The 23,156-nt window shown below is 74.2% G+C and carries 21 protein-coding genes; 4 read left to right on the top strand and 17 right to left on the bottom strand.

Annotated features, from left to right (window positions below):
• Nucleotide 1: 1 nt before the first annotated feature.
• From alr to STTU_RS19690, 5 genes are all read right to left on the bottom strand, one after another.
• Nucleotides 2–1,138, bottom strand: coding sequence for an alanine racemase (gene alr / locus STTU_RS19710; RefSeq protein WP_043255750.1), 1,137 nt, complete (start codon nt 1,136–1,138; stop codon nt 2–4).
• Between the two features lie 93 nt (nt 1,139–1,231).
• Complete coding sequence (locus STTU_RS19705; RefSeq protein ID WP_043255749.1) at nt 1,232–1,846, bottom strand: hypothetical protein; 615 nt, start codon at nt 1,844–1,846, stop codon at nt 1,232–1,234.
• Between the two features lie 146 nt (nt 1,847–1,992).
• A complete protein-coding gene (locus STTU_RS19700; RefSeq protein WP_043255748.1) occupies nt 1,993–2,454 on the bottom strand; it encodes an NUDIX hydrolase in 462 nt (153 codons plus the stop codon).
• Nucleotides 2,455–2,823: 369 nt separating this feature from the next.
• Nucleotides 2,824–4,308, bottom strand: a complete 1,485-nt coding sequence (locus tag STTU_RS19695) for an NAD(P)H-hydrate dehydratase (protein WP_043257559.1) — start codon at nt 4,306–4,308, stop codon at nt 2,824–2,826.
• A gap of 65 nt (nt 4,309–4,373) precedes the next feature.
• Nucleotides 4,374–5,258: a MurR/RpiR family transcriptional regulator gene (locus STTU_RS19690; protein ID WP_007826062.1), complete on the bottom strand. Its 885-nt coding sequence runs from the start codon at nt 5,256–5,258 to the stop codon at nt 4,374–4,376.
• 120 nt (nt 5,259–5,378) lie between these two features.
• On the opposite strand from STTU_RS19690, the gene STTU_RS19685 reads away from it, so the two are divergent.
• Nucleotides 5,379–6,221, top strand: a complete 843-nt coding sequence (locus STTU_RS19685; RefSeq protein ID WP_007826060.1) for an EamA family transporter — start codon at nt 5,379–5,381, stop codon at nt 6,219–6,221.
• 49 nt (nt 6,222–6,270) lie between these two features.
• Here STTU_RS19685 and STTU_RS19680 read toward each other — a convergent pair whose 3' ends face one another.
• From STTU_RS19680 to STTU_RS19670, 3 genes are all read right to left on the bottom strand, one after another.
• Nucleotides 6,271–6,639, bottom strand: a complete 369-nt coding sequence (locus STTU_RS19680) for a holo-ACP synthase (protein ID WP_007826058.1) — start codon at nt 6,637–6,639, stop codon at nt 6,271–6,273.
• Between the two features lie 548 nt (nt 6,640–7,187).
• Nucleotides 7,188–9,035 (bottom strand): glutamine--fructose-6-phosphate transaminase (isomerizing), encoded by a 1,848-nt coding sequence (gene glmS, locus STTU_RS19675; protein ID WP_007826054.1) that lies wholly within the window; start codon nt 9,033–9,035, stop codon nt 7,188–7,190.
• 60 nt (nt 9,036–9,095) lie between these two features.
• Entirely contained in the window at nt 9,096–9,281 is a 186-nt protein-coding gene (locus STTU_RS19670; protein WP_007826050.1) for a hypothetical protein, read from the bottom strand.
• A gap of 33 nt (nt 9,282–9,314) precedes the next feature.
• Here STTU_RS19670 and coaA point away from each other — a divergent pair, with 33 nt between their 5' ends.
• A complete protein-coding gene (gene coaA / locus STTU_RS19665; protein WP_009066222.1) occupies nt 9,315–10,301 on the top strand; it encodes a type I pantothenate kinase in 987 nt (328 codons plus the stop codon).
• A 226-nt stretch (nt 10,302–10,527) separates the two neighbouring features.
• Nucleotides 10,528–11,613, top strand: a complete 1,086-nt coding sequence (locus STTU_RS19660) for a phytase (RefSeq protein ID WP_007826046.1) — start codon at nt 10,528–10,530, stop codon at nt 11,611–11,613.
• A 58-nt stretch (nt 11,614–11,671) separates the two neighbouring features.
• Here STTU_RS19660 and STTU_RS19655 read toward each other — a convergent pair whose 3' ends face one another.
• From STTU_RS19655 to rplM, 5 genes are all read right to left on the bottom strand, one after another.
• Nucleotides 11,672–12,451: an SAM-dependent methyltransferase gene (locus tag STTU_RS19655; RefSeq protein ID WP_007826044.1), complete on the bottom strand. Its 780-nt coding sequence runs from the start codon at nt 12,449–12,451 to the stop codon at nt 11,672–11,674.
• A 94-nt stretch (nt 12,452–12,545) separates the two neighbouring features.
• Nucleotides 12,546–13,496, bottom strand: coding sequence for a DUF389 domain-containing protein (locus tag STTU_RS19650; RefSeq protein WP_007826042.1), 951 nt, complete (start codon nt 13,494–13,496; stop codon nt 12,546–12,548).
• 251 nt (nt 13,497–13,747) lie between these two features.
• On the bottom strand, nt 13,748–15,115 hold the full coding sequence (glmM, locus tag STTU_RS19645; RefSeq protein WP_007826040.1) for a phosphoglucosamine mutase: 1,368 nt from the start codon (nt 15,113–15,115) through the stop codon (nt 13,748–13,750).
• Between the two features lie 203 nt (nt 15,116–15,318).
• Nucleotides 15,319–15,834, bottom strand: a complete 516-nt coding sequence (gene rpsI / locus STTU_RS19640) for a 30S ribosomal protein S9 (RefSeq protein WP_007826038.1) — start codon at nt 15,832–15,834, stop codon at nt 15,319–15,321.
• A 42-nt stretch (nt 15,835–15,876) separates the two neighbouring features.
• Nucleotides 15,877–16,320, bottom strand: coding sequence for a 50S ribosomal protein L13 (rplM, locus tag STTU_RS19635; RefSeq protein WP_008747498.1), 444 nt, complete (start codon nt 16,318–16,320; stop codon nt 15,877–15,879).
• A 368-nt stretch (nt 16,321–16,688) separates the two neighbouring features.
• Here rplM and STTU_RS19630 point away from each other — a divergent pair, with 368 nt between their 5' ends.
• Complete coding sequence (locus tag STTU_RS19630) at nt 16,689–17,549, top strand: hypothetical protein (RefSeq protein ID WP_043257557.1); 861 nt, start codon at nt 16,689–16,691, stop codon at nt 17,547–17,549.
• 87 nt (nt 17,550–17,636) lie between these two features.
• Here the strand turns inward: STTU_RS19630 and STTU_RS19625 are convergent, their stop codons facing one another.
• The 4 genes from STTU_RS19625 to STTU_RS19610 are packed head-to-tail and all read right to left on the bottom strand — an operon-like array spanning nt 17,637 to nt 23,155.
• Nucleotides 17,637–18,434: a polyprenol monophosphomannose synthase gene (locus STTU_RS19625; protein WP_007826030.1), complete on the bottom strand. Its 798-nt coding sequence runs from the start codon at nt 18,432–18,434 to the stop codon at nt 17,637–17,639.
• A gap of 40 nt (nt 18,435–18,474) precedes the next feature.
• Nucleotides 18,475–20,385, bottom strand: a complete 1,911-nt coding sequence (locus STTU_RS19620) for a glycosyltransferase family 39 protein (protein WP_234019273.1) — start codon at nt 20,383–20,385, stop codon at nt 18,475–18,477.
• A complete protein-coding gene (locus STTU_RS19615; RefSeq protein WP_007826028.1) occupies nt 20,370–22,076 on the bottom strand; it encodes a glycosyltransferase family 39 protein in 1,707 nt (568 codons plus the stop codon). The genes STTU_RS19620 and STTU_RS19615 overlap by 16 nt, the downstream gene beginning before the upstream one ends.
• A complete protein-coding gene (locus STTU_RS19610) occupies nt 22,076–23,155 on the bottom strand; it encodes a glycoside hydrolase family 26 protein (RefSeq protein ID WP_007826027.1) in 1,080 nt (359 codons plus the stop codon). The genes STTU_RS19615 and STTU_RS19610 overlap by 1 nt, the downstream gene beginning before the upstream one ends.
• Nucleotide 23,156: the final 1 nt, after the last annotated feature.

Here is a 23,156-nt window from a genome sequence, read left to right as displayed (position 1 = left end):
GTTACCCGTTCAGATGGACGCGTGGCACACGGGCGCCGATGCGCGTGACGATTTCGTAGACGATGCTGTCCGCCGCCCGCGCCCAGTCCTCCGCGCTCGGTTCGCCCCGGTCGCCGGGGCCGAAGAGGACGGCCTCGCTGCCGGGGGCGGGCGTGTCGCCGCCGAGGTCGACGACGAACTGGTCCATCGCGATGCGGCCCGCGACGGTGTGCCACTTGCCGTTCACGAGGACGGGCCCGCTCCCCGAGGCGTGCCGGGGGATGCCGTCGCCGTAGCCGAGCGGGACGAGGCCGAGTGTCGTGTCGCCGGGGGTGACGTAGAGGTGCCCGTAGCTGACGCCGTGGCCGCCGGGGACCCGCTTGACGAGGGCGAGCGGGGCGACGAGCCGCATGACGGGGCGGAGCCCGAAGTCGGTGTGGGTGCCCATGGCGGGGCTGGGCGAGAGCCCGTACATCGCGATCCCGGGCCGTACGAGGTCGTAGTGGCTCTCGGGGAGGCTGAGGGTGGCGGGCGAGTTGGCGATGTGCCGGACCTCGGCGCGGACGCCGAGGCGCGCGGCGAGCCCTGTCATCTCCTCGAAGAGGGTGAGCTGGGCGGCGATGGAGGGGTGTCCGGGCTCGTCGGCGCAGGCGAAGTGCGACCACAGGCCGACGACCCGGACCAGGCCCTCCGCCTGGAGGGCGAGGGCGTTGCCCACGAGTGCGGGCCAGTCGGCGGGCTGGCAGCCGTTGCGGCCGAGGCCGGTGTCCGCCTTGAGATGGACACGGGCCGTGGCTCCCGCGGCGCGGGCGGCGGCGGCGACCTCGTCGAGCGCCCACTGCCCGCTCACCGAGACGTCGATGTCGGCCTCGATCGCGGCGCGCCAGGGGCCGCCGGGCGTCCACAGCCAGCACAGCATGCGGCCCTCGGCACCCGCCGCGCGCAGCGCGAGCGCCTCGGCGGGCGTCGCGACGCCGAGCCAGCTCGCCCCGGCCTCCCGCGCGGCCCGCGCGCAGGCGAGCGCACCGTGCCCGTAGGCGTCGGCCTTGACCACCGCCATGAACGCCGCACCGGGCGCGCGCTCCCTCAGCAGGCGGACATTGGCCCGCAGAGCGGCAAGATCGATCTCGGCCCGGGGGCCCTGTGCGGTGGTGTTCATCGTGACTCAGTGTCGCACTGCGGCCGGGAGGGGGCTGCGCCAAGGGCGGCGGGACGGCCCCGGCTCACGCCACCCCGAGGCCCCGGCGAGGGTTCAGCCCACCGCGAGGGCGCGGGCCAGCGCGTGGGCGAGCGCTTCGGCGTGCGCGGGCACCGTCCGTACGGCCCACCCGGCCGCGTCCGCGAGGAAGTCCCGCAAGGCGCCCTCGACCCCGTCGAGCAGCGCGCGCACTTCGGCGACGGGCACGGAGGACGCCGCCCCGCCGGCCGCACGGAGCCGCACCACGTCGCCGTCGCGCTCGGCCCGGGGGTCCTCGCCGGGGCGGGCCGCGTGCCCCCACCACAGGGGCGGACCGCCGTCGAGCACGTCGTACCACTCGCGCCAGTCCTCCAGGCCGCAGCAGCAGCCGGGCGGGAAGTCGGCGCCCGTGCGGGTGTCGGTGACCCACAGTCCTCCGGCGGCGGTGGGGAACTCGTACGAGAGCAACCCGTGCAGGAGCGCCGGGAGCCGCCCGGCGGGGCGCGGCGGCAGGTCCGGATCACCGTCGTGGTCGTTGCCCTGCGCGAGGCCGAGGACCACGGCCCCGGTCTCCCCTTCGCTCAGCCCCCCGCGCAACGCGAGAAAGCCGTACGGCCGCAGCGCCGCGACGGGCCACGGAGGCCGCCCGTCCACGGCCTGGATCTCGACGACGGGGCGCATGAGGAACATGCGGGGAGTGTGGCAGGGGGCGGGCGAGGGGGTCGCGGCGCGCGTACGGGGTGGGTGCCCGCCTCAGTGGGCGTTCGGCGTCGATCGGTACGCGCCCTCGCGCACCTCCCACCCGGCCGCCCGACGGACGAGCGCGCCCGGACGCCTCAGCTCCGCCCCGCCCCCACCCGCGCCCCCCACGTCGGTTCCGCCGCCGCGAGCCAGGCGTCCTGGTGGTCGGCGAGGGGGGTGGTGAGGGGAAGGGGCTGCCAGTGGCAGCGGAAGCGGAGGTTCTCGACGGCGGCGTGGTGCTCCCAGTGGTCGGGGCCGCCGCGGGGGGCGTGCAGGAGGAAGTACGTGGTGCGGCGCGAGGCGCCGGTCTCAGGGTGGGGGCGGTGATCGACGGCGAGGGCCCGTACGACGCGGGCACCCTCGACGCCCGTCTCCTCGCGCACCTCGCGCAGCACGGCCGCGCTCAGCTCCTCGCCGCTCTCCACACCCCCCGCGGGGACCTGCGTACCGGCCTCCGGCACACCGACGTGATCGAACACCAGCAACTCGGGCCCACGCGCCCCGTACCGCACGACATAGGCCGCCACCCGCACCCGGGGCGGAAGAGGGGGATTCATGGGGGAATTGTGGACACACCCGAGGGGCTCGTGCCACAACAACGGGGCAACAGCGGATGAATGATGGCGGGGCCGACGGGGGCGCGTTGACGCGTGGGGATGACGGGGCGGTGGGGTGGCGGGGGCGGATTGACGCGTGGGGACGACGGGGCGGCGGGGCGCGTTGACGCGGGAGCGGGCCGAGCGACGCGGGAATGGGCGGGCCGAGCGAGGCGACGAGCGGGCCGAGCGACGCGGGAGCGGGCGGGCCGAGCGAGGCTGGGGGCGGGCCAGGCGACACGCGGACCGGGCGACACGCGGATCGGGCGACACGCGGGCCGGGCCAGGCGACGCGGCGGGCGGGCCGGGTCACACGCGGAGCCCTTCCCCTCATCCCTCCCGCACGTCCCGCCACGCCCCCGGGATCGCCTCCGCCACGTCGTAGGCCGTGATCGGGGCGCCGCCTCGGCCGCCGCCCGCGGCGCGGCGGGCCGCCAGGCCGTGGAGGTGGGCGGCGGCCGAGGCGGCCTCGCGCGGGGGGAGGCCGGTGGCGAGGAGGGAACCGGCGAGGCCGGAGAGGACGTCGCCCGCGCCCGCCGTGGCGAGCCACGAGGTGCCGGTGGCATTCACTCGTACGGGGGAGGTGCCGCCGGGGTCGGCGATGAGCGTCGTGGAGCCCTTGAGGAGCACGGTCGCGCCGAGACGGTCGGCAAGCGCGCGCACGGCGTCGAGACGGCGGGCCTCGACGTCCGCGCGGTCGGCGCCGAGGAGCCGGGCGGCCTCGCCCGCGTGCGGGGTGAGGAGGGTCGGCGCGGTACGGGCCCGGATGCGGTCCGGGCCCGCGAGGCTCAGCGCGTCGGCGTCCATCAGGAGGGGGACGTCCGTCGCGAGGACGTCGTCGAGCGCCGCGCGCGCCTCGTCGCCGTCGCCGAGCCCCGGCCCCACGACCCACGCCTGCACCCGTCCCGCCTCGGACGGCAGCCCCGAGGACACGAGCGTCTCGGGGTGCCGCGCCGTCACCGCGTCGGCCGCCGAGCCCGCGTACCGCACCGCGCCCGCGCCGCCCCGCAGCGCTCCCGTCACCGCGAGGACCGGCGCGCCCGGATAGCGCGTCGAACCGGCCGCGATCCCGACGACACCCCGCCGGTACTTGTCGCTCTCCACCCCGGGCACCGGCAGCAGCGCGGCCACGTCCGCGTACTGGAGCGCCTCCAGGTCCGGCGCGCCCGGCTCGATGCCGATCGGTACGAGCCGCAGCGCGCCCACGTGCTCGCGCCCGGGATCGATGAGCAGCCCCGGCTTGTACGTGCCGAAGGTGACCGTGACGTCGGCGCGCACCGCGTCCCCGTTCACCTCGCCGCTGTCCGCGTCGATACCGCTCGGCAGGTCGACGGCGAGGATCGCGGGGCGACCCTCGTACGCCGTGCGCGCCAGGCGGGCCGCGACGGGCCGCAGTCCGCCCTTGCCGCCGATGCCGACGATCCCGTCGAGGACGAGGTCCGCCTCCCGCACCCGCCGCGTCACCTCGCCGGGTACCTCGGACTCCCCGGCCGCTTCGGGCGCTTCGAGGACGAGGCCGCCCGCCGCGCGCAGTGCCGTGAGGCCGCCCGCGTGCGCGCGGCCGGGCGACAGGAGCACGGCGCTGACGCCCGCGCCGCGCCGGGCGAGGGCCGCACCGGCGTGGAGCGTGTCGCCGCCGTTGTCGCCGCTGCCGACGAGAAGGCAGACGCGGCTGCCGTACACCCGCCCGAGCAGCTCGGCGGCGGCGGTCGCGAGCCCCGTGGCGGCGCGCGCCATGAGCGCCCCGTCCGGCAGTCGGTCCATGAGCCGTGTCTCGGCGGCCCGTACGGTCTCCACGCGGTGAGCGGTACGCATGATGTCGAGTTTCCCGCAGCGCCCGCGGGTACGCACGGGCAGCCCGGCCGGCTCCGCGGGACCGGTCAGTAGGAGTGCTCGGCCGTCACCTCCGCTGATACGTCGAGGGCCCGCCGCGCCTCCTCCCCGCCCAGGTCGAGCAGGGTCTGGACGAGCGCGTCGATCACCGCGAGGTGGGCGAGGCGGCTCGCGACCGCCTCCAGGCCGAGGACGAGGTCCTGCCCGCCCGCCACGAGCACGCAGTCGCTCGTCTCGGTCAGCGGGGAGCGGACGTAGCTGGTCAGGGCGAGGACGGCGGCGCCCTGGAGGCGGGCGCGGCGGGCCGCGTCCACGGTGGAGCGCGTCGCGCCCGTGTGGCTCACCGCGAGGCACACCGAGCTGTCCGTGAGCAGCCCGGCGGAGAGCTGCGCGGTGAGCGGGTCGGTGGGGGCGTCGACGGCGCGGCCCACCGCGCGCAGCCGGTACGCGGCGTCGGCCACGACGGGCTGCGAGAGACCGGCGCCCACGACGAGGACCCTGCTCGCCCCGTGCAGGAGCCGGGCGGCCTCGCCGAGCCGCGCGGGTGGCAGCGTCGTGCGCAGCCCGTCGAGCGCCTCGCGGCTCGCGGCGAGCGTCGCGGCGAGGGCGCGCGCCGCCGGGTCGGCCGCGTCCCCGGAATCGGCGGGACCGCCGGCCGCTCCCGGCTCCCGCGCCGGGCGTGGCGCCTGACGCGCCGCGGCGATCTTCAGCTCCTGGAAGCCCCGGAATTCGAGCCGTTGGCAGGTGCGTACGACCGAGGACGGCGCGGTCTCGGCGAGCGCGGCGACCTCGCTCACGCTCAGCCCTACGAGGCGTTCCCCCAGGTCGAGGACGGTGCGCGCGACGCGCGCCTCGGCGCCGCTCAGCCCCGAGAGGTGGGAGCGGATGTGCGCGGCGAGGTCGGCCGGACTCTTCTCGGAATTCTGTTCCACGAAAGTAGTGTACCTTGGAATTCGGTTCCGCGCTCGCCGTGCCCCTCGGAACGGCACGGGAACGCGCGGTAGGCGCGGACCGCAGGCCCGAGCTGTCCTCGTACAGGGAAGGAGACCCCTATGCCCGCCGCCGTCCCGGTGGCCGTGCTCACGGCGGCGCTGCTGCACGCGATCTGGAACGCCCTCTCGCACGCGGCCGTCGACAAGGCGGCCCGCACGGTGATGATCAACCTCGTCTACACGGTCTGCGGCGCGCTCATCGCCTGCTGGACACCTGTCCCCGAGGCCCGCGCCTGGCCGTTCCTGATCGCCTCGGCGCTCCTGCAGGCCGTCTACCAGTGGCTCCTGCTCCAGGCGTACCGGCTCGGCGACTTCGGCCAGATGTACCCGATCGCGCGCGGCACCTCGCCCTGGCTCGTCGCGCTCGCCTCGACCCTCGTGCTCGGCGCGGCGCTGCCCGCGGGGCAGGCGCTCGGCGTCGTCGTCATATCCCTCGGCCTCGCGGGGCTCGCCCTCGCGGACGGTCTGCCGGGGCGCGCCCAGTGGCCGGCGCTCGCCGCGGCGCTGGGCACGGGGGTGATGATCGCGAGCTACACCGTCGTGGACGGGACGGGTGTGCGGGACGCGGGGACCGTGCTCGGGTACATCGGCTGGATGTTCCTGCTCCAGGGGCCCGTCCTGCCGCTCCTCGCCCTGGCCCGCTGGCGCGACCGCTTCGGCGAGCGGATACGGGTGGGGTGGCGGACGGGGGTGCTCGGCGGCGTGCTGTCGCTCGCCGCGTACGGGCTCGTCGTAGGGGCGCAGGCGTACGGGGATCTGGCGAGCATCGCCGCACTCCGCGAGACGAGCATCGTGATCGCGGCGGTGATCGGAGTGGTGGTGTTCCGGGAACGAATGGGGAGGTGGCGGCTTGTCGCGAGTGCGGTGGTACTGGGCGGGATCGCGGTGCTGGAGTTGGCTTAGGAGCCGGTCCGCCAGGCTGTACGGGGTGCGGCTGCGCCCGCGCGGGGGCTCACCCCTCGGCGATCACCACCGCAGAGGCGACGCCCGCGTCATGGCTCAGGGAGACGTGCCAGTGGCGGACGCCCAGCTCGGCCGCGCGGGCCGCGACCGTGCCGCGGACGCGGAGGTAGGGGCGGCCCCCCGGCTCGGCGCAGACCTCGGCGTCGGTCCAGCGCAGCCCGGCGGGGGCGCCCAGCGCCTTGGCGAGGGCCTCCTTCGCCGCGAAGCGGGCGGCGAGCGAGGCGATGCCGCGCGGCTCGCCGTCCGGCAGCGTGGTCTCGCCCCCGGTGAAAAGGCGCTCCGCGAGCTGCGGGGTACGGCGCAGGGCCGCCCCGAAGCGGTCGATCTCCGCCACGTCGATGCCGACACCGATGATCACGGGAGCCGTTCCTCTCCGGCCGGAACGGAACCCCGGCCCGGGGAAAACCTACGCCCCGGGCCCGCCGACCCCCACCCGCCGGGCCCCGCGCCCCCGCTCCCCGGCCCGCCCCGGCACGCCCAGCACGCGCACACCGCCCGCGCCCCGCAGGTCCCGCACACCGCACGCGGCCAGCACACCGCGCGCGGCCCGCACCCCATGCGCAGCCCGCGCACGCGCCGAGCCCCACGAGCCCGCCACCGATAGCCGCAGGCCCCGCGCCCCCGGCTACCCGTCCGCTCCCCACACGGACGCCGTGCCCCTCAGCTCCCGCGAACCCCGCAGACCGTGCGCAGCCCACGCACCGACCGAGGCCCGCACGCCTTTCACTCCACCGTCGCGGACGCCGTGCAGCTTGGCTCCCGCGGACCCCGCACGCCGTGCGCAGCCCACGCACCGACCGAGGCCCGCCCACACCTCACTCCACCGTCGCGGACGCCGTGCCCCTCGGCTCCCGCGGACCCCGCAGACCGTGCGCAGCCCACGCACCGACCGAGGCCCGCCTGCCTTCACTCCACCGTCACCGACTTCGCCAGGTTCCTCGGCTGGTCGACCTCGTTGCCGCGCGCGGTCGCGAGTTCGCACGCGAAGACCTGGAGCGGGACGGTCGCGACGAGCGGCTGGAGGAGCGTCGGCACCTCGGGGATCTCGATGAGGTGGTCCGCGTACGGGGCGACCGCCTCATCGCCCTCCTCGGCGATGACGACCGTGCGCGCCCCGCGCGCCCTGATCTCCTGGATGTTGGAGACGATCTTGTCGTGCAGCACCGAGCGGCCACGCGGCGAGGGCACGAGGACGACGACGGGGAGGCCCTGGTCGATGAGCGCGATCGGGCCGTGCTTCAGCTCTCCGGCGGCGAAGCCCTCCGCGTGCATGTACGCGAGTTCCTTGAGCTTGAGGGCGCCTTCGAGGGCGACGGGGTAGCCGACGTGGCGGCCCAGGAAGAGGACCGTGTCGTGCCCGGCGAGGGAGCGCGCCAGCTCCCGCACCGGCTCCATCGTTTCGAGCACGCGCTCCAGGTCGCCCGGGATACCGGCGAGTTCCGCGACGACCTCGCCGATCTCGTCGCCGAACTTCTCGCCCCTGTGCTGCGCGAGCCACAGCGCGACGAGGTAGCAGGCGACGAGCTGGGTCAGGAACGCCTTCGTGGAGGCGACGGCGACCTCGGGTCCGGCGTGCGTGTAGAGGACGGCGTCGGACTCGCGCGGGATCGTCGAACCGTTGGTGTTGCAGATCGCGAGGACGTGCGCGCCCTGTTCGCGGGCGTGCCGCAGCGCCATGAGCGTGTCCATCGTCTCGCCGGACTGCGAGATCGCGATGACGAGCGTGCCGTGGTCGAGGATCGGGTCGCGGTAGCGGAACTCGCTGGCCAGCTCCACCTCGCAGGGCAGCCGCGTCCAGTGCTCGATCGCGTACTTGGCGATGAGCCCGGCGTGGAAGGCGGTCCCGCAGGCGACGACGACGATCTTGGACGTCTCGCGCAGCACCTCGGGCGGGACCCGCACCTCGTCGAGGAGCAGCGTCCCGGACTCGTCGACGCGGCCGAGGAGCGTGTCGGCGACGGCCTTCGGCTGCTCGGCGATCTCCTTGAGCATGAAGGAGGCGTAGCCGGACTTCTCGGCCGCCGAGGCGTCCCAGTCGACGTGGTACGTACGGACCTCGGCCGGGAGCCCGTCGAAGCCGGTGACGGCGACGCCCTCCGGCCACACCTCGACGACCTGGTCCTGGCCCAGCTCGATCGCCGTGCGCGTGTGATCGATGAAGGCGGCGACGTCGGAGGCGAGGAAGTACTCGCCCTCGCCGACGCCGACGACGAGCGGGGAGTTGCGGCGCGCGCCGACGACGCGGTCCGGCGCGTCGGCGTGCACGGCGACGAGCGTGAAGGCGCCCTGGAGACGCCCGCACACCTCGCGCATCGCGGCGGCGAGGTCGCCGTGCGCGCCGTAGGACTCGGAGAGGAGGTGGGCGACGGTCTCGGTGTCGGTCTCGGACTCCAGGTGGTGGCCGCGCGCGCGGAGTTCGGCGCGCAGTTCGGCGAAGTTCTCGATGATGCCGTTGTGGACGACGGCGACGCGGCCCGCGTTGTCGAGGTGGGGGTGGGCGTTGGCGTCGTTGGGCGCGCCGTGGGTCGCCCAGCGGGTGTGGCCGATGCCGGTCGTCGCGCTCGGCAACGGCCGCTCCATCAGCTCCTTCTCCAGGTTGGCGAGCTTGCCCGACTTCTTCGCCGTCGCGAGTCCCCCGTCCGCGAGCACGGCGGCGCCCGCCGAGTCGTAGCCCCGGTACTCCAGGCGACGCAGCCCGGCGAGGACGACGTCAAGAGCCGACTGTGTTCCGGCATATCCCACAATTCCGCACATAACGGAAGACTACGGCGAGGGGGTGCCCACCTCCGGAGAGCGACGCGGCCCCACCGGGCCTCATTCGCGCGCCTCCGCGAGCAGCGCCGGGTACTCGGCCTCCTCGCGGCGCGGCTCGTCCCCGAAGCGGCAGGCGTCGACCTGCGCCTCCAGGCCCTCCTTCATGTCCTCGTCGGGCAGGTCCTCGACCAACGCGGCGAGCCACGCCGCGAGGGACCGTCCCCGGCGCGCTCCCGCGTGACGCACCCCACCCCCACCGCGCGCAACATGGGCGCAACAATGGGACGTGTGATCACCTCACCCCCGAGGAGCGCCCACCGCAGGCCGGAGGCGACTCCCTACGTGGATCTGACCAGGGACGAGTGGAGCGCGCTGCGCGCCAAGACCCCGCTGCCGCTGACGGCCGACGAGGTCGAGAGGCTGCGCGGCCTCGGCGACGTCATCGACCTCGACGAGGTGCGGGACGTCTACCTGCCGCTCTCGCGCCTGCTGAATCTGTACGTGGACGCCAACGACGCCCTGCGCGGCTCGCTCAACACCTTCCTCGGCGAGCAGGGCACGCAGTACGGCACACCGTTCGTGATCGGTGTCGCGGGGAGTGTCGCGGTGGGCAAGTCCACCGTCGCGCGCCTGTTGCAGGCGCTGCTCGCGCGGTGGCCGGAGCACCCGCGTGTCGAGCTGGTCACGACGGACGGCTTCCTGCTGCCGATGGCGGAGCTGGAGAAGCGCGGCCTCATGGCGCGCAAGGGCTTCCCCGAGTCGTACGACCGCCGCGCGCTCACCCGCTTCGTCGCGGACGTGAAGGCGGGCAAGGACAACGTCACCGCGCCGGTCTACTCGCACCTGACCTACGACATCGTGCCCGGCGAGCGCCTCACCGTCGCACGCCCGGACATCCTCATCGTGGAGGGCCTCAACGTCCTCCAGCCCGCCCTGCCCGGCAGCGACGGCCGCACCCGCGTCGGCCTCGCGGACTACTTCGACTTCAGCGTCTACGTGGACGCGCGCCCGCAGGACATCCGCGAGTGGTACCTCAACCGCTTCCGCCGCCTGCGCGAGACGGCCTTCCAGGACCCGTCCTCGTACTTCCGCAAGTACACCCAGGTCTCCGAGGAAGAAGCCCTCGCCTACGCCCGCCGGACCTGGCACACCATCAACGAGCCGAACCTCATCGAGAACGTGGCCCCGACCCGGGGCCGCGCGACACTCGTCATACGGAAGGGCCCCGACCACAAGGTCCAGCGCGTCCGTCTGCGCAAGCTCTGACACCCCCGCCCACCGGGACCACCGGGACCACCGACCGGCCGGGCCGGACGGCCCAGACCGGCCCACCGACCGGACCGGAACCCTCCCCCGTCACCCCCCTTCCCGCACGCGGCCTGAAATCGCCCCCGCGCGCGGGAAGTTCACCGGTCGTTGGCTCCCCGTACCACCACGCGGCCGTACATTCCGGGTGCTCGTTCCCACCCCGCCCCGGACCCGGAAGGCCCCCATGCGCGCCAGCCGCATCGCCGCCCCCCTCCTCGTCTCCACCGCCGCCCTCGCCCTCCTCGCACCGGCGGCCCTCGCGACCGCACCCGCCGCGCTCGCCGCGCCCCCCGCACCCGCCGCGCTCGCGGTGTCCCCCGCACCCGCCGCCGTGCCCGCGTTCTCCGTCACCGCGACCGTCGAGACCGAGCCCGTCGGCCACAGCGGTGACGCCGCCGACGACCCGGCGATCTGGGTCAACCCGAGCGACCCGGCGAAATCGGCGGTCGTCGCGACCGACAAGAAGGGCGCCCTGGAGGTGTACGACCTCGCGGGCAAGCGGCTCCAGCGGATCAGCGGCGACCACGGCAACAACGTGGACGTACGCGATGACATCGTCGTCTCGGCCGACGACGAGGCCGAGGGCGGGGACGGCGCGATGCACATCTACCGCATCGACCCGGCGACCCGGCAGCTCACGCACCTCAAGGACGTCGCCACCGAGGTCACCGCGCACGGCATCTGCATGTACCGCTCCCCGTCCACGGGGAAGCTCTACGCCTACCCCAACTCCCCCTCAGGCCGCCTGGAGCAGTGGGAGCTGAAGGTCAGCGGCACCGGTGTCACCGCGACGTCCGTGCGCCTCTTCGACGTCGGCGACGAGATCGAGGGCTGCTACGCGGACGAGAGGACCGGCGCGCTCTACGTCGGCGAGGAGGACAAGGGGATCTGGAAGTACGGGGCCGAGCCCGGCGCGGGCACGAGCCGCACGCTCTTCGACTCGACCGCCTCCGGCGGCCACCTCACCGCCGACGTCGAAGGCATCACGGCGGCCGGGACGCACCTGTTCGCGTCCTCGCAGGGCAGTGACGACTACACCGTCTACGACCGCTCCAGCGGCGCCTACCAGGGCCGGTTCTCCGTCGCGAGCGGCAGCGCGACCGACGGCTGCTCGGACACGGACGGCATCGACGCGAGCGACAAGCCGCTCGGCGCCGCCTTCCCGAACGGCCTCTTCGTCTGCCAGGACGGCTCCAACTCGACGCCGGGCAGCAGCGGCAACCAGAACTTCAAGTACGTGCCGCTCGACCGCGTCACGTCGAAGCTCTGAGCGCCCCTGCGGGACCCGCGCGAGCCCTGCGGGACCCGCGCTCTACCGGACCCGCGCCCTACGGGACCCGCGCCACCCCGGCCCAGAAACCGCTCCGCTCCTGCGGCGGCACCCTGTCCCCGTCCTGGTACCAGTAGTTGGCCGTGACGAGGCCGGGGGCCACGAGGTCGAGCCCGTTGAAGAACCGCTCGACCTCGTGGCGCGTCCGCATCCGCAGCGGGATCGCGCCGCGCCGGTAGCTGTCCTTCGTCGTCTCCTCCAGCTCGGGGTGCTCGTCCGCCGTCCCGTGCGTCAGGACGAGGTAACTCCCGGGCGCCAGGCGGGAGACGAGCGTGCGCACGACCCCGTACGGGTCCTGCTCCTCGGGCAGGAAGTGCAGCAGCGCGACGAGCGAGAGCGCGACGGGCTGTCCGAGGTCGAGAAAGTCGCCCGCGCGGTCCAGGAGTTCGGCCGGGGCGCGGACGTCCGCGTCGAGGTAGTGCGTGGCGCCCTCGGGCGTGCCGACGAGGAGCGCTGCGGAGTGCGCGAGGACGAGCGGGTCGTTGTCCGCGTAGACGACACGGGCGCTCGGGACGAGCCCCTGCACGACCTGATGGAGGTTGGGCTCGGTGGGGATGCCGCTGCCGACGTCGAGGTACTGCCGCACACCGCGCCCCGCCACGTACCGCGCCGCGCGGTGCATGAACTGCCGGTTCCACCGCGCGTTCTGCCGCGCGGCGGCGGGCAGCCCCTCCCCCACGGCGCGATCGGCCGGGAAGTTGTCCACACCCCCGAGCAGCCAGTCGTAGACGCGCGCGGGGTGCGGCCTGCTGGTGTCGACGCGGGGGTCGTAACTCATGAAAAGGGTCCTTCGTGGGGCGAACCTGGCACTGCTGACAGGGAGTTGACAGACCTCCAGCATGCCGCACGGGGGCCGCCGCCCGCGCTCCGGGTCACACCCGGCCGCGGCGCCCGCCCGTCCTCTCGCGCATCTCCGACCACAGGAGCCGCTGCGCGAGGAGGGTCAGGGTCCCGGCGAGGACGATGCCGACGAGGTTGAGGCCGAGCTGTTCGAGCGAGCCCTTCATCTGGGAGAACTCGCCGTACGAGAGCGCGACGGCGGCGTTGGCCGCCGCGGGCACCGTCGTGACCGAGATCGCGACACCGACGAGGAGCCCGGACTTCGCCGAGGTGAGCGAGAGCGTGCCCGCGATCCCGGCGAGCACCGCGACGACGAAGGAGAAGGAGTCCGGGGCGTACACGAACGCGGTGTTGGGGCGCGGCCCGTCGAGGCGCGCACGGGCGAAGAGGTCCCAGGCGTCCATCAGCAGGCTGAAGAGGACCGTGACGGCGATGGCCGCGAGGAAGCCCACGACGAGGGCGAGCAACGAGCGGGCGGCGAGCCGCGGGGCCCGGCGCACGATGGAGGTCGAGATCCCCGCGAGGGGCCCGAACTCGGGGCCGATCGCCATGGCTCCGACGATCAGGATCGCGTTGTCGAGCATGACGCCGCACGCGGCGATCATCGTCGCGAGGGCGAGGAAGGCGAGGTACGTGACGGTGAGCGTCGAGTCCTCGTGGCTCGCGTCGCTCAGTTCCTGCCACACGACGGCGTCGGCGGCGTCCCCGGGCGCCTCCTCCTCGGCCCGCTCGGCGGGCCGCGAGAGCGTCAGGTCGACGTGCCCGGCCGTGATCCCGCCCTCGTCACCCAGCCCGAAGTCCCGGAGACCGTCGAGGAGTTCGTCGGCGGACTCGCGGGCGACCTCGCACTCCACGAGGTCACCGGCGGGCTCCCGCGCGGCACCGGGCAGCACGACGAGATGGGTCACCCCCACGGTGGCGCGCAGCAGACCCAGCAGGTCCCCGGTGCGGTGGGACGGGACGATGACACGGACATGGAGCATGCGGGGATCGTACGGGTCCCAGCCGGGACGCGGCGCGAGCCCCTCTCCGGCAGCCGGCCGGCGGGCGCACTGTTCCCCCCGCGCACCCCGCCCCGCGGCTCATGCCCACCCCGCCCCGCGGCTCACGCGCGCTCCGCCCCGCGGCGGATGAGTTCGCCCCCCTGCCGACGCACGCGAAACGGCGCGGTGGCGGGCCCCGGAGTCCGGGGTCCGCCACCGCGCCGGTGGTCGGAAAAGCGCGTACGGCCCGCTCAGCCCAGCGTCGACTTCACGACGTCCGCCAGCCCGCTCGCCACCGACCGGGCCTGCTCGATGTCCGCCGCCTCGACCATGACCCGCACGAGCGGCTCCGTGCCCGAGGGCCGGAGCAGCACGCGGCCGGTCGTGCCGAGCGCGTGCTCGGCCTCCTCCACGGCGGTGCGCAGCTCGGGCGCCGAGGCGACGCGGGAGCGGTCGACGTCGGGGACGTTGACGAGGACCTGCGGCAGCCGCGTGACGACGGAGGCGAGGTCGGCGAGGGAGCGCCCCGTCTCGGCCATGCGCGCGGCGAGCATGAGCCCGGTCAGGGTGCCGTCGCCGGTCGTCGCGTGGTCGAGGAGGATGACGTGCCCGGACTGCTCGCCGCCGAGCGCGTACCCCTGCGCCTTCATGCGTTCGAGCACGTACCGGTCGCCGACACCCGTCTCCTCGAAGTGGACGCCCTCGCGCTCCATGGCGAGCTTGAAGCCGAGGTTCGACATGACCGTCGCGACGACGGTGTTCTTGCGGAGCGTGCCGTGCTCGCGCATCGCGAGGGCGAGGACGGCGAGGATCTGGTCGCCGTCGATCTCGCGGCCCTCGGCGTCCACGGCGAGGCAGCGGTCGGCGTCGCCGTCGTGCGCGATGCCGAAGTCCGCCTGGTGGGCGACGACGGCGGCCTGGAGCTGGGCGAGGTGCGTGGAGCCGACACCGTCGTTGATGTTGAGTCCGTCGGGCTCGGTGCCGATCGTCGTGATGACCTCGGCCCCGGCGCGCGCGAAGGCTTCCGGCGAGACGCGGGCGGCGGCACCGTGCGCCTCGTCGAGGACGACGCGGAGGCCGTCGAGACGGTTGGGCAGGACGGCGACGAGGTGCGCCACGTACTGGTCGAAGCCCTCGTCGTAGTCACGCACCCGGCCGACGTCCGCGCCGGTCGGCCGCGACCACTCGGTGGCGCCGGGCTCGCGGTGGCGGTGGTACTGGGCCTCGATGCGGTCCTCCAGCTCGTCGGCGAGCTTGTGCCCACCGCGCGCGAGGAACTTGATGCCGTTGTCCGGCATGGCGTTGTGGCTCGCCGAGAGCATGACGCCGAAGTCGGCGCCGAGCACCCCGGTCAGGTGCGCGATCGCGGGCGTCGGCAGCACGCCGACGCGCAGCACGTCCACCCCGGCGCTCGCGAGGCCCGCGACGACGGCGGACTCCAGGAACTCGCCCGAGGCGCGCGGATCACGCCCCACCACGGCGGTCGGCCGGTGCCCCGGCCTGCTGCCCACCTCGCCGAGTACGTGTGCTGCCGCGACCGCGAGCCCGAGCGCGAGCTCGGCCGTCAGATCGACGCCCGCGACCCCGCGTACGCCGTCCGTCCCGAAGAGCCGTCCCACCTGGATTCCTCCCGCTCGCTGTCACGAGCGGCCCCGCCGTTCACCGGGCCGCCGCACTTCGCACATCAGTTGTTATACGTCATACCGCATGGGCCGGGTTCCCCCGGGGATCTTGCGCCCGCCGGGTTCCCCCGGGGACGCGAACGCCCCGGCGGCACGGAGAGTGCCGCCGGGGCGAACAAGCGATACGGCAAGGGCCGCGATCAGCGCTTGCTGTACTGCGGGGCCTTGCGGGCCTTCTTGAGACCGGCCTTCTTGCGCTCGACGGCACGGTCGTCGCGGCGGAGGAAGCCCGCCTTCTTGAGGGCGCCGCGGTTGTTGTCCACGTCGGCCTCGTTCAGCGCGCGGGCCACGCCGAGGCGCAGGGCGCCGGCCTGACCCGAGACGCCGCCACCCGCGATGCGGGCGATGACGTCGTAGCGGTTGTCGAGTTCGAGCACCTTGAAGGGCTCGTTGACTTCCTGCTGGTGCACCTTGTTGGGGAAGTAGTCCTCAAGGGTGCGACCGTTGATCTTCCACTTGCCGGAGCCCGGGACGATCCGGACGCGGGCGATCGCGTTCTTGCGACGGCCCAGGCCGGCGGCCGGCTGCGGCTCGCCGAAGGCGGAGGCGAGGGACTCCGAGGTGTACTCGCCCTCGACGGGGACCTCGGACTCGGTGGTGTACTGCTCGACGTCGACAGCCTCTTCGATCGGCTGCTCGGCGGTGGTCTCGGCCACGATGCTCCTCAGAATTCTCTGTGTCTTAGGGGGTGGCCGGACTTACTGCGCGACCTGAGTGATCTCGAACGGCTGCGGCTGCTGCGCACCGTGCGGGTGCTGCTCGCCCGCGTAGACCTTCAGCTTCGAGAGCATCTGACGGCCGAGGGTGTTCTTCGGGAGCATGCCCTTGACGGCCTTCTCGACGGCCTTCTCCGGGTTGTTCGCGAGGAGGTCGTCGTAACGGACCGAACGCAGACCGCCCGGGTAACCCGAGTGACGGTAGGCGAGCTTCTGGGTCCGCTTGTTGCCGGAGAGGTGCACCTTGTCGGCGTTGATGATGACGACGAAGTCACCGGTGTCGACGTGGGGGGCGTAGATCGGCTTGTGCTTGCCCCGCAGGAGGCTGGCGGCGGTCGACGCCAGACGGCCCAGGACAACGTCCCGGGCGTCGATGACGTGCCACTGGCGAGTCACATCGCCGGGCTTGGGGCTGTACGTACGCACTGGTCGTAGCCTTCGCTTCTTCTGTGATGGGTGTCTCCCGGACCGAGAAGGCCAGGGAGGGGGTCCTGACATGGCCACCACGGACGATCACGACAGCCCTGGACGCACTCGTCGACGCAAACGCGTGCGTACCGCTGGTCATCGGCTTGGTGGACCGGTGTAAGGGCCCCTCACGTGAGAATGAGCAAGCCAATACACAACGAGGAGCCAGGCTACCCGCCCGTCCCCGTACGGGTCAAAATCGCCGTCCGCGCCGGGCCCCGGCGACCCTCGCCGCGAGCTGCGCCGGGCCCGTCCGTGCCGGGCCCGCCCGAGCGGTCCGCTCCGGGCCCGTCCCGCGCGCCCGCGGTGTGACTAGTATGCGCGCCATGAGCTTTGGGCACGGGGGACCCCATGGTGACGGCGGCGGTTTCGGCACGGGTGGGCAGGCCCCGGACTGGAACGCGCTCGCCGAGGAGAACGCGCGTGCCAAGCGCCGCAGAACCGTGCTGTGGACGGCCTTCGGTGTCGTCGCCACCGGGCTCGTCGCGGCGATCGTCGCGACCGTCGTCGTCACGGTGAACAAGGACGAGGGCACGAAGAGCGACGCGGCGCACAAGAGCCTCCCGCCCACCGCGACGCTCCCCAGCCCCTCCACGAGCGCGAGCCCCCGCTTCTCCTCGGTCGCGCCCCGCCCGGTCCCGAGCCCCAGCGAGTACCTCAACAGCGCGGCCCGCGACACGGCCCCGCTCACGGCCGCGGGCCTCTTCCCCGGCGGTGAGCTGCGTCTCGACGGCGGTACGTACAAGAAGGGCCCCCTCGCCGCGACGGGCGACTGCGCGGCGGCGGCCCAGGGGGCGCTCGGCGGGGTGCTCAAGGCGAACGGCTGCCGGCAACTGCTGCGCGCGACGTACACGCGGGGCGGTGTCGCCGTCACGGTCGGCGTCGCGGTCTTCGACTCGGCCGGGGCGGCGGCGAAGGCGAAGGAGCAGGCGCGCGGGAACGTCACCTCGCTGCCGGGCTCCGGGGTCCCCGTCTTCTGCCGCACGACGGTGTGCCGCAGCACCACCAACGCCTTCGCCCGGTACGTCTACCTCACGGTCGGCGGCTTCCGGGACGGCAAGGCGGTCACGAAGGCCGACACGGACGTCTTCCGCGCGGGCGACGAGCTGTCGACGTACACCTTCCGGCAGATCTACGCACGCGGCGTCGCGGCGGCCTCGAAGGCGGCGGCGTCCCCGGCCCCGTAGAGCCTCCTGTCCCATAGAGCCCCCGGCCCCCGTGGCCCTCGGCGCCGGGAGCACTCCGTCATGCCGACGCAAGCCCGCAGCCGAACCTCAGCGATCCCCCCGCATCCGCAGCCGCAGCGGCACGAGCGCGCTCTCCAGCTGGGTCCGCAGCGTCATCTTCGAGGCGCCCTCCGTCCGCTCCTCGAAGCGGATCGGGACCTCGACGGCGCGGTGCCCCGCGCGCGTCGCCTTGTACTTCAGCTCGACCTGGAAGCTGTAGCCGGCGCTGTCGAGCGTCGCGAGGTCGATGGCGCGCAGGGTCGCCGCCGACCACAGGTTGTAGCCCGCGGTGATGTCGCGGATGTCACTGCCGAGCACGGCGCGCGCGTAGGCGTTGGCGAAGCGCGAGAGCAGCACGCGGTGGCGGCCCCACTCCTCGTCGAGCTGCCCGCCCTCGACGTACCGGCTGCCCACGACGAGCCCGGCGTCCCCGGCGCGCGCGGCGGCGAGCATCCGGACGACGGCCTCGACGGGGTGGCTCCCGTCGGCGTCCATCTGCACGACGAACTCGGCGTCCTCCTCCAGTGCCGCGCTCATCCCCGCGACGTACGCGCGCCCGAGGCCGTCCTTCTCGGTGCGGTGCAGCACGGTCATCCGGGGGCGCCCCGCACCGGCCCCGGCGTTGTACTTCTCCGCCAGCTCGTCCGCCAGCTCCCCCGTGCCGTCCGGGCTGGAGTCGTCCACGATCTTGAGCTGGAGCGCGGGCAGCGGCAGCGCGAGCACGGCCTCGGCCATGCGCGGCAGGTTCGCCGCCTCGTTGTACGTGGGCATGACGACGGTGACGCGCGCGGCGTCGCCCCGCGCGGCGGTCTCCGGCGTGTCCGGTGCGGCTGGCGACTGGCTCACGGGCTTGCTCCTCGGCGGAAAGGGTGGGGGAAAGGGGAGGTCAGGAGGCGTGCACCGCGCGGTCGGCGGCGCTGTCGTCGCGGGGGTGCTCCGCCGCGCTGCGGGTGAACAGCAGGACCCTGACGTTATGGAGCGCCCTGGTGTCCGCGAGGCGGAAACCGGCACGGATGGCCTTCGCGTTCGCGCGCGGCATGTCCCCGTAGGGGTCGTCGCCGAACGCGGTCGTGACGAGCCACAGGCGCTTCGTCGTGGCGAGGCAGCTCGCGGGGCGCGGGCACTCCTGCGCGCCGTACGAGCCCAGCTCCTGCGGCGTGCGGTAGACGAGCACGTCCTTGGGCCGTGTCGTCGCGTCGCGCAGCTCGTAGTCGAGCGCGCGCCGCTCGGAGAACTGGCCCCCGTACGCGAGCGCGTCGCCCTTCTTCTGGTGCGCGAGGAGGTACGCGGCGGCCCCCCGGAAGTCCGGCTCGCCCGCGATGTCGGCGCGCGCGGTCCTGAGCCCCGGCTGCGCGGCGAGGGTGAGCCCGGCGACGGCGACGAGCCCGAGGACGAGCCCGCCGGTCCGCAGCGCGCGCGGCCCCTCGCCGTTCAGCCGCCCGCCCGCGCGGCCGAGCGCGGCGGCGGCGAGGAGCACCCAGGCGGGCACGGTGAAGAGCAGGTAGCGCGGCAGGAAGAGGTGGAGCTGCGCGGCGGTCGCGAAGGTGAGGAGCGGCGGGAGCACCGTCCACAGCGCGAAGGGCAGCACGTACTCGCGGACGAGGCAGGCGCCGACGACCGCGAGGACGAGGACCGGCACGGCGACCGCCCAGCTCCCGAAGAGCTGTTCCGGGTAGGTCTGGAGGTCGTGGAGCGTGGGGTTGTTCCAGGCGATCTGCCCGCTCTGGCCGCTGCCCGCGAGCGCCATCGGCAGCACGAGGCACAGCCCGATGAGCGCGGCGGCGGTCCAGGCCCAGCCCGCGATGCGGTCCCCCGCGCGGCGGGCGCGGATGACGAGCGCGAGGTGGGCGGCGAGGACGCACAGCGAGGCGAGGTGGCTCCAGCCGATGAGCGGCACGGTGAGCGCGTACGCGCACCAGCCCTTGAAGCCGTGGCGTTCGAGCAGCCGCAGGAGCAGCAGCGTCGACAGGAGCACGGCGGCGACGGCGAAGGCGTACGGGCGCACTTCCTGCCCGTACCGCGTGATCCCCGGGACCACCGCGAAGGCCAGCCCGGCGACGAGCCCGACGCGCGCGGTGAACAGGTGCCGCCCGAGCAGCCCGAGCAGTCCGGCCGCCGCCGCCATCGCGAGCGCGCCGGGGATGCGCAGGGCCGTCTCGGAGTCGCCGAAGACCGCGATCCAGAGGTGCATCCCGAGGTAGTACGGGATGAAGACGATGTCGATCGACTTGGTGAGGACGCTCAGGTCGTGCGGCGACAGCGAGGCCGCCCACCAGGTCGCGTGCTCGTCGCGCCACAGCTGGCGGTCGCCGAGTCCCGGCAGCAGCATGACGAGCGCGAGCAGCGTGGGGAGCGCGACGACGGGCGCGGAGGTGCGCCACCCGCCGCGGTCGCGGCGCGGGGCGGGCGGCTCGGCGGGGCCGTCCTCGCGCGGTACGGCGGGCCGCACGGCCTTCGGGACCCGCGCGGCGGCCTCGGCGGCGGCGTCGGCGGCGCGGCGGAGCTGACTGGGCAGGAAGAGGCTCATGGTGCGGGTCGACTCGGACTCGCCGTCGTACCCCCGCCCCTGCCCGGCCCCGCCGCCGAACCCGTGCTGCTGCCCGGACCCGTCACCGTACCCGTCCGCCTGCCCGGCCCCCTCGCCGTACCCGTACTGCCCGGACCCGTCGCCGTACCCGTCCGCCTGCCCGGCCCCCTCGCCGTACCCGTACTGCCCGGACCCGTCGCCGTACCCGTCCGTCCGGCCGGACCCGCTGTCGAGGGGTGTCCCCGTCCGCCGGTTCACTGTTTGACCCATATCCGGTAGACCGAGTCTCCGCTGCTCGTCGTGGTGGGGAAGCGTCCCGTCAGCCGGTAGTGCGGGTTGCCGCGCAGCGCCTTCTCGACCGCCGCGTCGACCTCGGGCGTGACCCCGCCGCGCAGCATGATCGCGTCGAACCGGGCGTCCCGCACGGCCGCCGCGAAGCCGGCCGGGTCGGACCCCTCGTACCGCTTGCCGTCCTTCGCCGTGTACTGGAAGAAGGTCGTGTTGACCCACTGGTTCCAGTCGGTGCGGTCGCGCAGCAGGTACGCGGGCACCTCGGACTCCTCGGCGAGGTAGAGCCCCTTCTTGTCGACGACCGTGCGCAGGTACTTCGCGGGGCCGCGCGCGTCCGGCCAGCTGAACGCGTTCTGCGCCTGCACCATGCCGAGCACGAGCGTGAGCACGAAGAGCATGATGCCTAGCTGCGGGTTGCGGAAGTGCGGCCCGATGAGCCGGGACATGCCGAGCCCGGCCATCGGCGCGGCGAAGAGCAGCCCGAAGCCGACGTGCTTGAAGAGCGAGACCTCCGTCTGGAGGTGGATCTGGTACGCGGGGGCGAGGAACGCGGTGCCCGTCAGGAGCAGGCCGAGCAGCGCGCGCCGCCAGCGCCCGGGGGTGCTGCCCCGGACCCACGGCATCTCGACCATGCGCGCCCGCAGCACGTACGCGATGCTGCCGCCCGCCGCCGTGAGCACGAGCAGCCCGCCCCACTGGGCGCTGTGGTCGAGCAGCCTGCTCGCCGGGTCGCCGCCGTGCGCGCGGTCGGTCGTCGTGGACGTGATGCCGCCGAGCGGCCCGGAGAGCGCGTAGCCGAGGCCGAGCAGCGCGAGGATGCCGAGGCCGAGCACGACGCCGCGCAGGAGCGTGCGCGCGCCGCGCTGCCGGTAGGCGGTGAGCACCGCGAGGAGCACGAGGGTCGGCACGTACAGCGCCGCCGCGTACTTGACGCCGCACGCGAGCGCTATGGGCGGCGCGGCGAGCAGCACGGCCGGTACCCGCATCCGTCCCGTGCGCACGACGAGCCACAGGCCGAGCGCGAGCAGGAAGAGCGCGGCGCCGTCGTACGTCGCGAGGCGGCCGAGCGTGAGGGTCGGCTGCACGACGGCGAAGAGCGCGGCGGCGCCGAGCGCGGAGCGCGCGTTGAAGAGGCGGCGCGTGCTCGCGTACAGGAGCGTCGTCGTCGCGAGGAGGAAGAGGAGGCTCAGGAAGCGGACCCCGGAGAGCCCGAAGCGGTCGTCGACGAGCGCGGCGAGCACCGGGTAGAGCTTGGGGTGCCCGGAGAAGTAGTCGGCGAAGTCGACGGGCAGCGGCGTGCCGTGGAGCAGGTTGGCGAGTTCGTAGTGACCCGAGGCGATGTACAGCGCCTCGTCCTGGAAGACGGAGCCGCCGAGCCGCAGCGTCAGGATCGCCTGCACGAGGAGGACGCACAGGAGCGCGCCCCGGCTGATGAGCGTCGATCTGCGGGTGTCGACGGACCACGCCGACTCGGGCACCTCGGGCACGCGGTACCCGGCGACGGGCGCGCGCTGCGGGTTGAGGTCGAAGGCGTCCGCCTGCGGCGCGGGGACGCGCGCGAAGTTCTGGGTGGGGGGATCGAGGGCGGGGTCGGCGGGGGCCGGGGGGTACGGGTGCGGGGCGGCGTCGTGCTCGTACGTCCCCGGGCCCGCCGTGTTCCAGGAGTCCATCAGCGGCCCGCTCCCCCGCCCTTGCCGCCCGCGGCCCGTACGTCGAAGCCGTACGAGGGCGCCGCGGCCTCGCGGCGGTAGGCGGCCTCGGCCGCCGGGTCGCTCGCGATGCGCCAGTCCGCCTCCTTGTCGAAGTCGAACCACACGTGCCCGAGCACGTCGTCGCGCTCCTCGACCCCCGTGAACAGGTCGTGGATGTCGGCGGGTTTGCGCGGGGTGTCCTCGGAGGCGGTCTCGGCGATGAGGAAGGGCTTCTTCGTGAAGGCGCGGACCTCGTCCATCGTCGGCCCGTACAGCGTCCGGAAGGTCGCGGGACCGTCGGCCCCGTAGTAGCCGATGACGCCGACCCAGTCGACGTAGGCGTCCCCCGGCCAGTACGGGCGCAGCCGCACGTCCGGCACCGGGTTGATCACGTTCGGGCTCCACACCCAGATCACCTGCGTCGCGCCCTCGTCGGCGAAGACGTCGTGGAGGTGCCGCCAGGCGCGCACGAACTCGGCCGGGCTCGCCTTCTTGCTGCCCCAGGGGTACCAGTGACCGTTCATCTCGTGCGCGAAGCTGATCGCGACGGGCTGGTTGAGATCGCGCACGTCCCGCGCGAACCCGCGGATGTACGTGTCGTCCTTGCCCGCGCCGATCTGCCGCAGCGTCTTCTTGAACGGCTCCCAGGCGATGTACGGGAGCGCCCCGTAGTCCCAGGCGTTGACGGCGAGCCGCGTCTCGTAGGCGTCGCCCCACGCCGAGTAGAACTCGACGAGGTCGGGCTTCTTGCCGGCCTGCTTCGCGAAACGCGCGAGCGGGGCGACCGAGGCGGGCGCCCCGTCGAGCGCGACGCCGAAGTACTTCTTCGCCGGGGCGAGCAGGGGCCGTACGTCGTACGGGAGTTCGCTCGGCTTCGGCGAGGGCCCGCCCTCGGCGTCCGTTGAGGCGGTCGCGTCCGAGTGGCCCTGCGCCCGCTCGTACTGCGACCTGCCCTCGTCGCTGAAGACGGAGCAGCCCGCGGCACCGAGCGCCGCGGCGCCCGCGAGGGCACCGAGCGCGGCCCGGCGCGGGAACGCCGTGGTGTGGGGGGAGGTCATG

The sequence above is a fragment of the Streptomyces sp. Tu6071 genome, assembly GCF_000213055.1.
GTDB classification, from domain to species: Bacteria; Actinomycetota; Actinomycetes; order Streptomycetales; family Streptomycetaceae; genus Streptomyces; species Streptomyces evansiae.
The sequence above is the reverse complement of the archived record's forward strand: the minus strand, read 5'-3'. Positions and strand labels throughout refer to the sequence as shown.